Origin of the sequence: Streptomyces sp. Pv4-95 (genome assembly GCF_045782725.1) — a bacterium.
GTDB lineage: Bacteria > Actinomycetota > Actinomycetes > Streptomycetales > Streptomycetaceae > Streptomyces.
Genome location: NZ_CP127172.1, coordinates 7,884,870 through 7,897,753, shown reverse-complemented (window position 1 = coordinate 7,897,753; position 12,884 = coordinate 7,884,870). Strand labels below are relative to the sequence as shown.

At 69.9% G+C, this 12,884-nt stretch carries 16 protein-coding genes; 8 read left to right on the top strand and 8 right to left on the bottom strand.

Annotation, left to right across the window (positions count from 1 at the left end):
• The first annotated feature begins 383 nt into the window (after positions 1-383).
• Complete coding sequence (locus QOM21_RS34680) at positions 384-803, top strand: molybdopterin-binding protein (protein WP_407555056.1); 420 nt, start codon at positions 384-386, stop codon at positions 801-803.
• A gap of 43 nt (positions 804-846) precedes the next feature.
• Here the strand turns inward: QOM21_RS34680 and QOM21_RS34675 are convergent, their stop codons facing one another.
• Both QOM21_RS34675 and QOM21_RS34670 read right to left on the bottom strand, forming a co-directional pair.
• The gene (locus QOM21_RS34675; protein WP_407555055.1) at positions 847-1,551 is read right to left on the bottom strand and encodes a M24 family metallopeptidase; all 705 of its coding nucleotides are present in this window, start codon (positions 1,549-1,551) and stop codon (positions 847-849) included.
• Complete coding sequence (locus QOM21_RS34670) at positions 1,538-2,371, bottom strand: class I SAM-dependent methyltransferase (RefSeq protein WP_407555054.1); 834 nt, start codon at positions 2,369-2,371, stop codon at positions 1,538-1,540. Before QOM21_RS34670 ends, QOM21_RS34675 begins: the two co-directional genes overlap by 14 nt.
• A gap of 197 nt (positions 2,372-2,568) precedes the next feature.
• Here QOM21_RS34670 and QOM21_RS34665 point away from each other — a divergent pair, with 197 nt between their 5' ends.
• The 6 genes from QOM21_RS34665 to QOM21_RS34640 all read left to right on the top strand — a co-directional run bounded on the left by QOM21_RS34665 (position 2,569) and on the right by QOM21_RS34640 (position 8,065).
• The gene (locus QOM21_RS34665) at positions 2,569-3,024 is read left to right on the top strand and encodes an ASCH domain-containing protein (protein WP_407555053.1); all 456 of its coding nucleotides are present in this window, start codon (positions 2,569-2,571) and stop codon (positions 3,022-3,024) included.
• Positions 3,025-3,194: 170 nt separating this feature from the next.
• Positions 3,195-4,415, top strand: coding sequence for a cytochrome P450 (locus tag QOM21_RS34660; protein WP_407555052.1), 1,221 nt, complete (start codon positions 3,195-3,197; stop codon positions 4,413-4,415).
• Between the two features lie 59 nt (positions 4,416-4,474).
• Entirely contained in the window at positions 4,475-5,095 is a 621-nt protein-coding gene (locus QOM21_RS34655; RefSeq protein ID WP_407555051.1) for a TetR/AcrR family transcriptional regulator, read from the top strand.
• Positions 5,092-5,292, top strand: a complete 201-nt coding sequence (locus QOM21_RS34650) for a ferredoxin (protein WP_407555050.1) — start codon at positions 5,092-5,094, stop codon at positions 5,290-5,292. Before QOM21_RS34655 ends, QOM21_RS34650 begins: the two co-directional genes overlap by 4 nt.
• Positions 5,293-5,534: 242 nt before the next feature.
• Positions 5,535-7,010 carry a cytochrome ubiquinol oxidase subunit I gene (locus QOM21_RS34645; RefSeq protein WP_407555989.1) on the top strand — a complete coding sequence of 492 codons (1,476 nt, stop codon included), beginning with the start codon at positions 5,535-5,537 and terminating at the stop codon, positions 7,008-7,010.
• Positions 7,007-8,065 (top strand): cytochrome d ubiquinol oxidase subunit II, encoded by a 1,059-nt coding sequence (locus tag QOM21_RS34640; RefSeq protein WP_407555049.1) that lies wholly within the window; start codon positions 7,007-7,009, stop codon positions 8,063-8,065. The genes QOM21_RS34645 and QOM21_RS34640 overlap by 4 nt, the downstream gene beginning before the upstream one ends.
• A 49-nt stretch (positions 8,066-8,114) precedes the next feature.
• Here the strand turns inward: QOM21_RS34640 and QOM21_RS34635 are convergent, their stop codons facing one another.
• From QOM21_RS34635 to QOM21_RS34615, 5 genes are all read right to left on the bottom strand, one after another.
• Positions 8,115-8,273 carry a DUF2599 domain-containing protein gene (locus tag QOM21_RS34635; protein WP_407555988.1) on the bottom strand — a complete coding sequence of 53 codons (159 nt, stop codon included), beginning with the start codon at positions 8,271-8,273 and terminating at the stop codon, positions 8,115-8,117.
• 162 nt (positions 8,274-8,435) lie between these two features.
• Entirely contained in the window at positions 8,436-8,642 is a 207-nt protein-coding gene (locus tag QOM21_RS34630; protein ID WP_407555986.1) for a hypothetical protein, read from the bottom strand.
• A complete protein-coding gene (locus tag QOM21_RS34625) occupies positions 8,639-8,854 on the bottom strand; it encodes a hypothetical protein (protein WP_407555048.1) in 216 nt (71 codons plus the stop codon). Before QOM21_RS34625 ends, QOM21_RS34630 begins: the two co-directional genes overlap by 4 nt.
• A gap of 53 nt (positions 8,855-8,907) precedes the next feature.
• On the bottom strand, positions 8,908-10,821 hold the full coding sequence (locus QOM21_RS34620; protein ID WP_407555047.1) for a hypothetical protein: 1,914 nt from the start codon (positions 10,819-10,821) through the stop codon (positions 8,908-8,910).
• A 59-nt stretch (positions 10,822-10,880) separates the two neighbouring features.
• Positions 10,881-11,300: a hypothetical protein gene (locus QOM21_RS34615; protein WP_407555046.1), complete on the bottom strand. Its 420-nt coding sequence runs from the start codon at positions 11,298-11,300 to the stop codon at positions 10,881-10,883.
• 371 nt (positions 11,301-11,671) lie between these two features.
• Here QOM21_RS34615 and QOM21_RS34610 point away from each other — a divergent pair, with 371 nt between their 5' ends.
• Entirely contained in the window at positions 11,672-12,262 is a 591-nt protein-coding gene (locus tag QOM21_RS34610; protein ID WP_407555045.1) for a TetR/AcrR family transcriptional regulator, read from the top strand.
• Positions 12,263-12,382: 120 nt separating this feature from the next.
• On the opposite strand, the gene QOM21_RS34605 is transcribed toward QOM21_RS34610, so the two are convergent.
• Positions 12,383-12,679, bottom strand: coding sequence for a hypothetical protein (locus QOM21_RS34605; protein ID WP_407555044.1), 297 nt, complete (start codon positions 12,677-12,679; stop codon positions 12,383-12,385).
• Positions 12,680-12,884 lie beyond the last annotated feature (205 nt).

The window sequence follows — 12,884 nt, the reverse complement described above, 5'->3', positions numbered from 1 at the left end:
TCAGTTCCCGGCTGAAAACGGGCGACCCGAGTTTCCGGCGCGGCCGCACCCCGCGCGGGCGCCCGGAAAATGCGTGATCTTCGAATCGCCATGGTTTGCATCTGCGGCAATTGACGGCCGGGAAATGCCCTATCTGCAATTCATGAACGCCGGCCGGGCATCCGATTCAACGTCCACTCCCCCGAAAGTCACTGGTCAGACGGCACTCAGCGGCTGGATCGGCCGGCGAATTCCAGGCGGCCAACGTTATGCGGCCCCACAGGGCCATTCGGCTGGCAGCTGCGATGGGCTCACCCACGGATGCATTCGGCATCGCGTAGCGTAAGCAATGGCGCGGGCTTCAAACGGCCTTGCCTTCCCCGACTTTTGCGAGGCGTTTCTTCATGAGTCTGAGCATCCGCAACCAGCTCCCCGGCACCGTCACGTCCGTCACGTCCGGCGAGGCCATGGCGACCGTGAGGGTCCGGCTGGCCGGCGGACAGGAGATCACGGCAGCCATCACCGCCGACGCCGTCAAGGACCTCGGGTTCGCCGAGGGGGCCGCGGTCAAGGCCCTCGTGAAGTCCACCGAGGTCTCGCTCGCCACCGCCCCCGTCGACGGCCTCTCCATCCGCAACCAGATCGCGGGCACCGTCACCGACGTCGCCACCGGTAACGCCATGGGCTCGGTCAAGGTCTCCGTCGAGGGAGGCGAGCTGACCGCAGCCATCACCAAGGACGCCGTCGAAGCCCTCGGACTGGCCGCCGGCTCCTCCGTCGTCGCGCTGATCAAGTCGACCGAGATCTCCCTCGCCGCCGCCTGACCACCGGCGACACACCTCCGGGGCCCGCAGTCGATCGGCGCCGTCAGGCCAGGTCCAACAACTGCTCGTAGAATCCGCCGAATCCGTTGCGTTCATCCACCAGATGGACCTCCAGGATCCAGTGGCAGCGCCAGCCGGCCCGGTCGGTACGACGGAGCGGGCGGGCGTTGTCCGGCACGATGTACGACTCCGTCCTGGCCCCGTCGATCGTCTCGTGCGGGAACTCCCCGACGAGATGCCCGGCGTGCCAGCCGCCCAAGGCCCAGCCGGACTCGGCCGCCAGCCGCTCCACCTCGGCGTAGAGCTGCTTGCCCGTGATGTCGGGGTCGGCGTGGAAGGCGCGTCGGCCGGCCGCGAAGACGCTCGGGAGGTCCTCCCGCAGCCGGTGCTTGACCGGGTCGTCACCGAAGACGAAGGTACGGCCGAAGTCCGCCTCGTACTCCTCGAAGATCGGTCCGAAGTCGACGAAGGCGATGTCGCTCTCGCCGATGACCCGGTCCGGCGGATTCTCCCGATACGGGAAGAGGGTGTTGGGGCCCGAACGGACGATCCGCTTGTGCCAGTGTTTCGTCGTCCCGAACATCTCGTTGGCGAGGTCCCGGATCCGGTCGCTGACCTCCCGCTCGCCCGCCCCGGGCGCCACCAGGCGCCTGACTTCGACCTCGGCGAACAGGGCTGCCGCTCTGCGCTGCGCCTCCACCAGGCCCAGGGCGCGCAGTTCCTCGTCCATCCGATCAGGTACGCCCATGGTGGTGCTCCTCGTCTTCTTGCGGTGTCGCGCGCACGATGACGAGCGAGCCCTCGTAGAACGCCTGCCTGCGCAGATGGCCGAAGCAGTCGTCCCACGCACCGGAATCCAGGTCGTCCCGCAGGCGCGTGGTGAACCGCTCGCGCACGCCGTCGTCGACAAAACTCCAGGCCGAGCATGCCTGCCGGGCCGCCGGATCGAGCAGCATCTCGGGGCGGCCGTAGTACGCCTCGTTGAAGCCGTCCGTACAGTCCAACGGGATCGGCACGGACCGCACATCGACGACCGCGCCGAGCGAGGCGGCCAATGCGTCGATCGACGGGTACCGACGCGCCTCGGTGTCGAGCACCTCGGGCGCGTACTCGTACAGCCAGAAATTCCGTACCAGCTCCGGATCGCAGGTCAGCACGACCACCGGGCCTCGGGTCACCCGCCGCATCTCGCGCAGGCCCGCCTCGACGTCGCTCCACTGATGGACGCTGAAGAGCGTCATCGCACCGTCGAATTGCCCGTCATCGAACGGCAGGCTCTCCGCCACCGCGTTCACCGCCCGGGGCAGGCACGCCGCGCGCTGCGCACGCATCGACTCGGACGGCTCCACGGCCGTTACGGCGGGTGCCACCGACTCGTAAGACCCGGAGCCGGCACCGACGTTGATCACCCTGCGGGCATCGCCCAGCGCGTCGGCGACGAATTGGGCGATGCGCGGGTCCGGACGACGGAAGCTCGAATAGCCGGAGCCGATACTTCGGTAGTCCACATCCCCCGCGCTGCCGTCCAGGCCGCGTACACCGCCCACCGTCTCCGCCTCCTCGTCCATCGACAGTCACACCCTCCCATACTGCAACTGCCACGCTGATCCGTAAATCTTCTGGCAAATGCTTGGGGCAATCCCCCAAACAGCTCGTACATGTGAACTGGAGGCCACTCCAAGAGCGGGGCCCGGACGATTCGGGCCCCGAGCCGAAGCAGACCGATTCGCCGCCCTTGCACGGCCGGGTCGATACGGTGGCGCGCATGAAGCATGACGCCACCTCGTCCCGGAATTCCGCGTCGATGCCCAGGACCGAGTTCGCCTTCCCCGGCCCGCTGCGCGACCAGTTGGTCGCGGCCGTCCTCAACGGCTCCAAGACCTCCACGACGGGGCTCGCCGTCGACTACGAGCACGGCGGGGAGCCCCTGCCGGAAGTCGGTAGCCGTTCGGTGGTCGTCGACTCGGACGACCGTCCGGTCGCGGTCATCGAGGTCACCGGCGTGCGCGTCGTCCCACTGGCCGAGGTCGATCTCGCTCATGTGGTGGACGAGGGGGAAGGGGACGCCACCGTGGCCGAGTGGCGGGCGGGCCACGAGCGCTTCTGGCACAGCGAGGAGATGCGCGCGGGGTTGGGCGACCCCGGGTTCACCGTGCACGACGGGACGCTGACGGTCCTGGAACGCTTCCGCCTCGTCACCGACCTTCGCGCCGGCGCCTGAACGCGAACCGGCCTTGAGGTTGGCCTTCTTCGCCTTCTTTCCGCAGGTCGCCTTGGAGCACCAGCGCCATCGCCGCCCGCGGCGACGACAGGAACTTCTAATTCAGTCGATTGACTTAACTGATGTCCCGGGTTTGACTGCTGTCACGAACCCCCACCAGGAGGCCGCGCGTGACCGACGTCCAGGACACCGAGCCCTTGAGCTACCCGATCGTCGCTCCGGCCGCGTTGGAGCCTCCACCGCAGTGGGCGGATCTCCGGCAGAAGTGCCCGGTCGCGCGGGTGACGCTGCCGAGCGGCGACGAGGCGGCGCTGCTGACTCGCTACGAGGACGTCAAGAGGGCGCTCTCCGACCCGCGCTTGAGCCGCGAAGGTCTCGCCTCCCCCGACGCGGCCCGTGTGGCGGCCGGTGACTCGGAAGGCATCTTCAGCAGCCCGATGGCAAAGGCGCTCAACGCCGAGGGGCACCAGCGGTGGCGGCGCATGGTCGGCAAGTGGTTCACGGCGAAACGGATGACGGCACTGCGGACGAGCATGGAGGCGATGGCCGATCAGCTCGTCGACGAGATGCTCGAACACGGGCAGCCGGCGGACCTGGTGACCCACCTGGCCTTTCCCCTCCCGGTGTTCGTGATCTGCCACATGCTCGGCGTGCCGGAGAGCGACCGCGACAGGTTCAAGGGCTGGTCCGACACCTTCTTGAACACCACCCGGTACACGCGGGCCGAGACGGAAGCGGCGTATCAGCAGTTCGCCGAGTACATGTCCGGTCTCATCGCGGGCAAGCGCGCACAGCCCGGAGACGACCTCCTCAGCCTCCTCCTGGCGGGTGCGGACGCCGAGGGACGGCCGATGTCCGAGGACGGGCTGGTGGCCACCGGGCAGGCGCTGCTGCTCGCCGGGCACGAGACCACCGCGGGCTTCTTCGCCATGATGGTGGCGCACCTGCTGTCCGACCGACGGCGCTGGGAGCGGCTGCTGGCGGATCCCTCTCTGGTCCGCCCGGCGGTGGAGGAGGCGCTGCGCTTCGATCCGAACGCGGGCGGCTTCGGCATGCTCCGCTACGTCCACGAGGACACGGAATTCTCCGGTGGCGTCGTCCCACGCGGCACCACCGTGGTGTGCAGCATGGCCGCGGCGAATCGTGACGAGAGCGCCTGGGAGGCGGCGGGCGAGATGGACCTGGGCCGCAGCCCCAACCCGCATCTCGCGTTCGGCTCCGGACCGCACTCCTGCCTGGGACAGCCGCTGGCCCGCACAGAGTTGCAGGCCGCGCTCACCGTTCTGCTGCGCAGGCTGCCCACACTCGATCTGGGCACCGGCGCGGGGGACCTGCGCCGCCATGAGGGGCTGCTGACCTCCCCGCTGCGTGAACTGCCGGTGACGTGGTGAGCGGCGTCAAGGGCGGAGCCGCTCGCGCCGACCGCGTCGCAGGGACTCGTGAGGCGATCATGGCGTCCGCGGAAAGGCTCTTCGCCGAGCACGGGCTCGCTGCCGTGTCGAGCCGTCAGATCGGCGAAGCGGCGGGCCAGGGCAATGTCACGGCCGTCAGCTATCACTTCGGCGGCAAGGCCGGGCTGGTGCGCGCCATCATGACCAAGCGCGGCGAGCAGATCGAACTGCTGCGGCAGCGGCATCTGGAAGCAGTCGGCATCAGTGACGACATCCGGGACTGGGTCGGCTGCCTGGTGCGCCCCGTACCGGAGCATCTGGGTTCGCTCGGCCCCCCTTCCTGGCATGCCCGTTTCGCCGCCCAGGTCATGGCCGACCCCATGATGCGCGCCCTCGTCACCGATGAGGCGCTGGTCAGGGAACATCTGCGACAGACCCTCGACGGTCTGGGCCGCTGCCTCAAGGCCGTGCCGGCCCAGGTACGAGCCGAACGCGGGAGCATGGCCCGCCACCTCATCACCCACACCTGCGCGGAACGGGAGCGCGCGCTGGCAGAGGGCACACCCCCCTTGCACGCCTCCTGGGAACATGCGGCCGACTCGCTGACCGATGCGATCGTCGGCCTGCTCGGCGCCCCTGTGACCACGCACCCCAACTCCCGGAAGAGGAAGGGCACATGAAGATCACGGTTGATGAGGACAAGTGCTGCGGAGCGGGGCAGTGCGTGCTGATCGCGCCGGAGGCGTTCGATCAGCGTGATGACGACGGCGTGGTCGTTCTCCTCGACGCCGCTCCTCCTGAGGAGCAGCACGAAGCCGTCCGCGAAGCCGCCGGTGTGTGCCCCGCCGCTGCCATCGCCCTCAGCGAGAGCCCCTGAGCGCAGCGGGCGGTGTGCTCGCCGCCGCGCCGCCCAGCACAGACGGAGTTGAGCCGGTCCGACGACCGCTGCCACTGGTCCGATCGGGCGAAATGTCCTGCCGGACGGCCCAACCGCGGCTTGCCCCACCGCCTGCTGTCTGCGGCCGGTGATTCCTTGGCCCTTGTGCCGGACCGGGTGCCATCGGCCACCGGCGCCACGTAGCGAGGGAGTCAGGGGATCGTGGAACGGTGAAGGCCCTTATGCACACCTCGGTCCAGCTGCTGGCGGATGCCCCCGCTCAACTCCTGCCCGCCCGGGAGCTCATGGCCTTCACCCTGGCCACCCACATCATCCTGGTCCCCCTGGGCGTGGCGCTCCCCTTCATCACCTTGGTCATGCACTACCACGGGCTGCGACGCAACGACGCCACCGCCCTGCTGCTCGCGCGGCGCTGGTCGGCCGTCATGGCGGTCCAGTTCGCGGTCGGTGTGATCACCGGGACCGTGCTCTCCTTCGAGTTCGGCTTGCTCTGGCCGGGTCTGATGGGCAGGTGGGGTGACGTCTTCGGCATCGGATTCGGTGTCGAGGCATGGGCGTTCTTCCTGGAGGCGGTGCTCATCGCCATCTACCTCTACGGATGGCGCCGGCTGAAGCCTCGTACGCATTTCCTGCTCGGCCTGCCGCTGCCGGCCACCGCCCTGCTCGGGGCGTTCGGCATCCTGGCCGCCAACTCCTGGATGAACACCCCGCAGGGCTTCTCCCTGGACCCCGGCGGCAACCCCGTCGATGTGGACGTGTGGAAGGCCCTCTTCACGCCGATGCTCGGGCCGCAGTACTGGCACTTCGTCGTGGCGATGGTGCTGACCGCCGGCTACATGGTGGCCGGCGTCTACGCCGTCGGATGGCTGCGCGGCCGCCGCGACCGCTACCACCGCCTCGGCTTCGCCGTTCCCTTCACCATCGCCGCTCTGGCCACTCCCGTGCAGTTCATCCTGGGTGACTCCATCGCTCGGTCGGTGTTCCAGAAGCAGCCGGTGAAGTTCGCCGCGATGGAACTCGTCTGGAAGACCGACACCCGTGTTCCGGAGTATCTGTTCGGCCGACTGCACCCGGACGGCTCCGTCACGGGCGGCATCAAGGTCCCCCTGCTCGACTCCTTGCTGGCCGGTTTCAGTGTGAACACCGAGGTGGTCGGGCTGACTTCGGTCCCGGCCGACGAACGGCCGACGGCCACCCAGGCGACCATCGCCCACTGGGCCTTCGACCTCATGGCCGGGATCGGGTCCGTCCTGGTACTGCTCGCTCTCTGGTACGGCCTGGTCTGGCTGCGGCACCGCAGGCTCCCGGCCTCCAGGTGGTTCTACCGCGGCGCGGCATGCGCGGGCGTCGCCTCCGTGGCGGCCGTCGAATGCGGGTGGGTCGCGTCCGAGGTGGGACGCCAACCCTGGATCGTGTACCAGAACATGAAGGTCGCCGAGGCGGTGACCGCGACCCGTTCCACCACCCTGTGGATCACGCTCGGACTGGTGATCGTGGTGTACCTGCTCATCTTTGGATCGCTCCTCGCCGTCCTGCTCACGATGCGCACCCGTTGGCGGCTCGCCGACGAGCAGCGAGCAGGGGGGCCACACCCCGGCCACGTGCCGGAGACGGACAGTCCCTACGGGCCGCGGGCACCCGTTCCGGGAGGGGACTCCGCTCTCGGCAGCAGCGCCTCCGAGGAGGGCCGGCGATGACGGCCGACCTGGCGGCCGTCGTGCTCCTCCTCGCCGTGGCCGCGTACACCTGCGCGGGCGGTACCGATTACGGTGCCGGCTTCTGGGACCTCACGGCCGGGGGCGCGGAGCGCGGCAAGCGCCCGCGGTGGCTCATCGACCACGCCATGGCGCCGGTGTGGGAGGTCAACAACGTGTGGCTGATCTTCATCTTCGTCATCATGTGGACCGGCTTCCCGACGTTCTTCCAGACCGTGTTCTCCGCGCTCTGGCTGCCACTGGCGCTGGCCGCGGTGGGCCTGCTCCTGCGCGGCGCCGGCTTCGCCTTCCGTAAGGTCTCCCGGCGGCTGGCCGGCCGGCGCCTCTACGGAGCCGTGTTCGCCGTGGCCTCGCTCGTGACGCCGTTCTTCCTCGGCGCCGCCGTCGGCGGAGTCGCCTCCGGCCGGGTGGCCGCGGGCACCGAGGCAGCGGCGGACGCCTGGGCCAACCCCACCTCGCTCCTGTTCGGCCTGCTGGCCATCGCGACGACGGCCTTCCTGGGCGCGGTGTTTCTCTCCGGGGACGCTCGCAGATTCGAAGCCTCCGACCTGATCGGCTACTTCCGGCGGCGCGCGCTGGCCAGTCTCGGCGTACTGGCCGTACTGGCGGTCATCACGCTGTTCGTCATCGCCGACGACGCTCCTCACATCCGGCACGGACTCACCCACGGAGCCGGGCTGGTGTTCGTCGTCATGGCCGGCGTGGCCGCACTCGCCACCGCCGGTCTGCTGCTGCGGACACCGGGCACCTGGGTCCGTGTCACAGCCGTCGCGGTCGTCGCCTCCGGCGTTATCGCCTGGGGAATGGCCCAGCGTCCCTATCTGATCCCCACCTCGCTGACCGTGGCCGAGGGGGCGGGCGCATCGGGCACCCTGACCTGGCTCATGGTCGTCACGCTGGTGGCCCTGGTGCTCGTCGTCCCGGCGGTCGTCCTGCTGTACTGGCTCGACGCCCACGGCGAGCTGGAAGCGCTCACCGATGCCGACCTGCGAAAAGCTGACGGTCCGGACGGCGACGGCGCGGCAGGGACCGGCTGATGCCCCAGCCCCCGCCGTCCTCCCATCCTGCAGCGCTCCATGCCCTCGGTCACTCCCAGTTGCAGAGGTGCAAGGGGAAGGTGACGTGGCTCAGCGCGTAGTCCCAGTACACATCGGGCCGCCATGATTCAAGGTCCCACGACGGGCCGGTGGTTTCGTCTCCGCCGTTGTAGGCGTGGTGGGCGTGGCAGGCGAGTTGCTTGTGCAGGGAGGCGCTGTTCTTCGGTGAGCCCCTTGGGAACGGGCACGGAGCTGAACGACCGTTCCCACAGGGTGTCGTAGTTTTCGGCGTCGTCGAACCCGGCGTCGGTGGGGAACACCTTGACGTCGATGTCGCCGTTCTCCACCCTGCGCGACACCTCGGTCTTCTTCACCCACTCGGAGTGGGAGAGTGCCTTGTAACCCGTGCACTCCCCCGTGCACACACCGTTGTGGTCACCGCCCATGCCCGTGCTCCACCACATGACGGACCCGTGCGTGGAGAAGCCTTGAAGGACCCGTTGAGCAGCGTCGGATGCCAGTAGACGGTGCCGCCCTCGAACTGCTGACGCCTGCCCTGCCCGTCGGAGTTGGTCAGCTCGTCACCGACCGGGAAGCCGAGCTTCCCGCCCTCCCATCCCAGCGCGCCCCACGTGTCGCGGACCGCGCCCAGACGGGGTGCGCGCCGGTCGTGGCGGTCCAGTAGATCGAACCGCCGTCGAAGGTGTAGTACTTGCCGCGGCGGCCGGTGCGGCCTGGACGGTCAGGACGGCGAGTGCGGTGCTGTGCCTGACCGGTCGGACGGAGCACAGAGGTTCGAAGAACGGGATCCGCGGCCACCGGCGGACGCCTCGGAGAGGCGCTCACTCCATGGGGCAGACCTTCGATACGGGCTGGAGGAACAACCGGATCTCGGACCGCAGCTTCTCGGAGCCCACCAAGGCGGCGGTCACGTCGGGGTGCACGTCGCGGCCCGGAGTCTCGCCTTGCTTGGCGTCGGCCGCGTCCTCGAAGGCGGTGGCCTGGTTCCGGAGCGTGGACTGCACCTCCGAGTCGGTCGCCTCTTCGGCGGCGGTACCCAGGTCGGCCGCCATCTGCCGGTAGCCGGATGCGAGGTCCTGCGGGGTCCTCGACTCCCGCTCGCGCAGCGTGTCGTTCGCGGCGTACGCCTCGGTACAGCCCGCGGGTGTGCCGTTCGAGGTAGCCACCACGACGCCGGCGGCGGTCGCCGTCGCCACCGTGACGGCCGCCACGGTGAGGCCCGTTTTGGTGGTGAGGGTGGCGGTGAACTTCCCCACGAGACCTGCGACCTTGCCGCCGGCCGTCACCGCCACCGGGACGACGGGAGGCGCCAGGACCAGGAGTGCCGCGGCGACGGCGGCCTTGTCGCCCTCCAGGAGGTTGCGGGTCTGCTCCTCGGTGCGGACGTAGTAGTCGCGGTCCTTGTCCAGGCCGCCGCGCAATGCGGCGGCCTTGCCCAGGGCGTAGAGCTGCAGGGCGGCCTGCGGGGCGCCCGCCGTCAGAGCGGTCGGCACCGCGGTCCGCACGAAGCGCGAGGCCAGGGCCCACTTCCGGCCGGCATTGAGGACATGCGCGACGGCCAGGAGGAGAGACGGGTCCGGACGCACCGCCGCCCCGTCCGCGGTCAGGGCGGTCATCAGACCCTCGGCGGCCGTGTCGGCGGATGTCGGTGCCCAGTTCAGACCTCGGACCGCGGCCGCGGCGTCCCCCGTGATCCGGTACGCCCCGCCGTCGTACGTGACCAGGCGCCGGTCGAAGAGCTCGGGGCCCGCGTACATGTCGTCCTGGTGCCCGGTGAGCGGCACGAACCACGCGGCGGCCAACGGCACTCCGAATGTCGCCAGCGCGACCAGGACGCGGCGGGCCGGTTCGCTCAGGGCCACGGCCAGGGTTTCGGCCTGGCGCAGCGGGCTGAGCTGCTGCGCGTCGACCGGCGGCGGCTGGTCGTGCGGCTCCCTCGAACTGCGGGCCCGCCATTCATCCGCCCCCTTGATGAACTCCGCGTACAGGCGCAGGCGTTGGGGCCGGCCTTCGGCCATCCGGTAGGCCCAGTCGAACTGCAGGTTCTGCAGACCGACGGGCCCGAGCTCCAGGCCCAGTTCGGAGCTGAGCAGCTCGATCGCGGCGGCCCGGCCCAGAGGCTGGACGTGATGGACGGCGGACGTGTCCGGCAGGGTCAGGTACGGGGAGGTGAACAGGAAGGTGAAGCCGGGGAAGGTCTGCTGGAGCCGACTCAGATCGTCACGGCTCAGCGCGCTGTCGATGACCGTGATGTGCACGTCACGGACGTGGGCGACGGCCTGATGCAGCTCCGTCTCGTCGACTCCGCGCAGGAACTGCTTGCCGAAGAGCAGTGTGGCGAGACGCTTGTACAGCGTCTCCAGGCTGTTGGGTCCCTCGCCCTGCGGGCGCAGGACATGGCCTCGCTGCCCGCGAGCGGCCAGCCGGTGGTGCACCGCGTCGGCGACGGCGTTCTTCCCGACGCCCTCGCTTCCGTAGAGCTGCACACTCGTGCCCTCGGTCAGCTGGGTGACGACCTCGTCCACGAGGGTGTCCCGGCCGAACAGTCTGATGGCCGCCGGTGCGGCAAGCACCTCCGTCTGGCGCAGCGGCAGTTCGAGGAGGCTGTGGATCTCGACGAAGCGGTTCCCGTCGAACACCACGTTGATGGCGTTGTCGCCTTGGCTGATGATGCCGTGGTTGTCGCCCTGGACCACCACAACGGCCGGTTCGGCGCCGCCTGGGGACTGTTCCACTGCCGCCCCACCCGGTGCCGCCCCCTCCGAGGCTCCGTCGGGTGCTCCCGCCTCGGTGCTCATCGGCTTCCCCGGTTCACGATGTTCGTCGCGCCCGGCCCCGTCGAAACGATGCCGGTCACGCTCCCTCCCACGGCCACGCCGCCGGCACCACCGGCCTCGACGGGTGCCGCCGGCAGCATCTCCGTCAGCTCCGCGAGGAGCTCCGGGGAGGCCGTGAGAGCCTGCCGGATCCGCAGGCGCAGGGCGGCTACCGCGTCCGCGTGCCCGTCCGTCTCCGCGAGTTCCGTCACCGCCGCATCGATCGCCTCGGGCTCCGGGCTGCGGCCCCGTAGACGGTCGAGCAGCCGCTGCCCGAGGCGCACGGTCGCGCCGGCCGCCTCGTCCTCGGCCCGGGTCAGCACGGCAACGCCGTAAGCACTCACCGCCGCGCCCACCGCGGGCACCACCTGGCCCAGCAGGGCCTCGATCTCCGACACGTCCGTCCCCCGTGGTCACGTCAGCGGACTTCTGCCGTCCGCTGCCTGAACTAACGCTGTCCGAGGGAGACCCGGCGCCCGTGCGACATCCTCCGGGCGCACCCGCTCCCTACCGTCGGCCCCGGCGTTCCCGGGGCCACGCGGCCCTGTCCGCTCGGTCCACTCACTCCCGTTCGCCGTACGGCGCGGACCATGGCCGTCCTCGTCCCGGAACGGGCGGAACCGGCCCCGGCACGGGCCCAGTCTGGTGGACCGATCGCCGGGTGTGGAAGCACTTTCTAGAAATTCATTCTAGAAAGCTGGGTGTTTTACGCTGTGACCGCGGGGATCATGAGGAAGCCGCCCGCACCACACCCGAGGACGGTCGCACGATGAGCCCCAAGCAGCAGCGTGGCGAGGCCACCGTCGAACAGGTCCTGGATGCCGCCCTGCGCGTGTACGCCGCTTCGGGCGATCAGGGCCTCACCGTCAGCGCGGTCACCAAGGCCAGCGGCGTCAGCCCGGGCAGCCTCTACCACCATTTCGGCAGCCTCGACGGTCTGGTCGCCGCGCTCGTGCTGCGCTGGCTGTCCCGGTTGCTGGGCGAGGTGGCCGGCGCCCTGGAGCGCACGCGGACGGCGCGCACGGGCATCCGTGCCGTTGTCCGGGCCTACCTGGGGTTCGTCCGGGATCACCCGGACGCGGCGCGGCTCGTACACTCCGTCGCCGCCGACCGGTACGGCATGGCGCACGCCAAGGAGATCCGTGACTCGCAGGAGGCCCGGCTGTCCCCGATCGCCGACTGGATCCGCGAGCGCCTCGACTCCGGCGAACTCACCCCGCTGCCCGTGCCCGTGATCGAGTCCCTCGTCCTCGGCCCCGTCGTCGCCGTCGCCCGCCGCCGGCTCACGCTCGGGGACGTCGACCTGGAAGCCGCGGGCCGCGACCTCCCGGAACGGATCTGGCGCTCGGTCAGCCCCTGAGGCCCCCGCCCCGGAGGCAACGGGGATTCGGTGGCGGAGCCCTGCATACCGAGCCGCCGGGTGTTCGCCACGACGCGCAGCGCCATGCGCCCGGGCCGACGACCGGCCCCGGGCGCGCGATCAGCTCGACGCGGCCTTCCGCAGACCGGCCTGGACGTCGTCGAAGGTCATCACGGGAATGAAGGCCAACTTGGCCCCGAGTTCCTGGAAGAGGGGTTCGGCAATCGACGGAATGTCGGTCGGGTCCTTGAGGTCGAAGACGATGAACGCCGTACGCATGCCCCCCGTCGCCCCGAAGAACGCGGCTTCCGGCTTGACCCGGTCGAACACCGACTTCATTGTATGAGGCAACGTGTTGTCCGTGATCGCCCGATTCGCCTTCTCGGTGTCCATCTCGACGGTCAGCAACACCCTCATGGTCTTCCACCTCTCTGCGGCGTGACGGCGCGCTGCGCCTGTCCGCCGATCGTCGTCGCCGTTCTGCGGCTTCGCATCCGGAGCGGGCAAGAGGGTGGCGCAGCCGACGTCCGCCCTGGTGGACGGCCTGACCCCAGGTCGGCATGCGGATCGGCACGATACGAGGACCGCCTCGGCCGGAGGCGGTCCCCCAGGTGCGTGCCGG

What these genes read in the sequence shown, in the direction of transcription:
- QOM21_RS34680 (WP_407555056.1), top strand. Translation starts at nt 384, where the DNA reads ATGAGTCTGAGCATCCGCAACCAGCTCCCCGGCACCGTCACGTCCGTC.
- QOM21_RS34675 (WP_407555055.1), bottom strand. Translation starts at nt 1,551, where the DNA reads ATGGGCGTACCTGATCGGATGGACGAGGAACTGCGCGCCCTGGGCCTG.
- QOM21_RS34670 (WP_407555054.1), bottom strand. Translation starts at nt 2,371, where the DNA reads ATGGACGAGGAGGCGGAGACGGTGGGCGGTGTACGCGGCCTGGACGGC.
- QOM21_RS34665 (WP_407555053.1), top strand. Translation starts at nt 2,569, where the DNA reads ATGAAGCATGACGCCACCTCGTCCCGGAATTCCGCGTCGATGCCCAGG.
- QOM21_RS34655 (WP_407555051.1), top strand. Translation starts at nt 4,475, where the DNA reads ATGGCGTCCGCGGAAAGGCTCTTCGCCGAGCACGGGCTCGCTGCCGTG.
- QOM21_RS34650 (WP_407555050.1), top strand. Translation starts at nt 5,092, where the DNA reads ATGAAGATCACGGTTGATGAGGACAAGTGCTGCGGAGCGGGGCAGTGC.
- QOM21_RS34645 (WP_407555989.1), top strand. Translation starts at nt 5,535, where the DNA reads ATGCACACCTCGGTCCAGCTGCTGGCGGATGCCCCCGCTCAACTCCTG.
- QOM21_RS34640 (WP_407555049.1), top strand. Translation starts at nt 7,007, where the DNA reads ATGACGGCCGACCTGGCGGCCGTCGTGCTCCTCCTCGCCGTGGCCGCG.
- QOM21_RS34610 (WP_407555045.1), top strand. Translation starts at nt 11,672, where the DNA reads ATGAGCCCCAAGCAGCAGCGTGGCGAGGCCACCGTCGAACAGGTCCTG.
- QOM21_RS34605 (WP_407555044.1), bottom strand. Translation starts at nt 12,679, where the DNA reads ATGAGGGTGTTGCTGACCGTCGAGATGGACACCGAGAAGGCGAATCGG.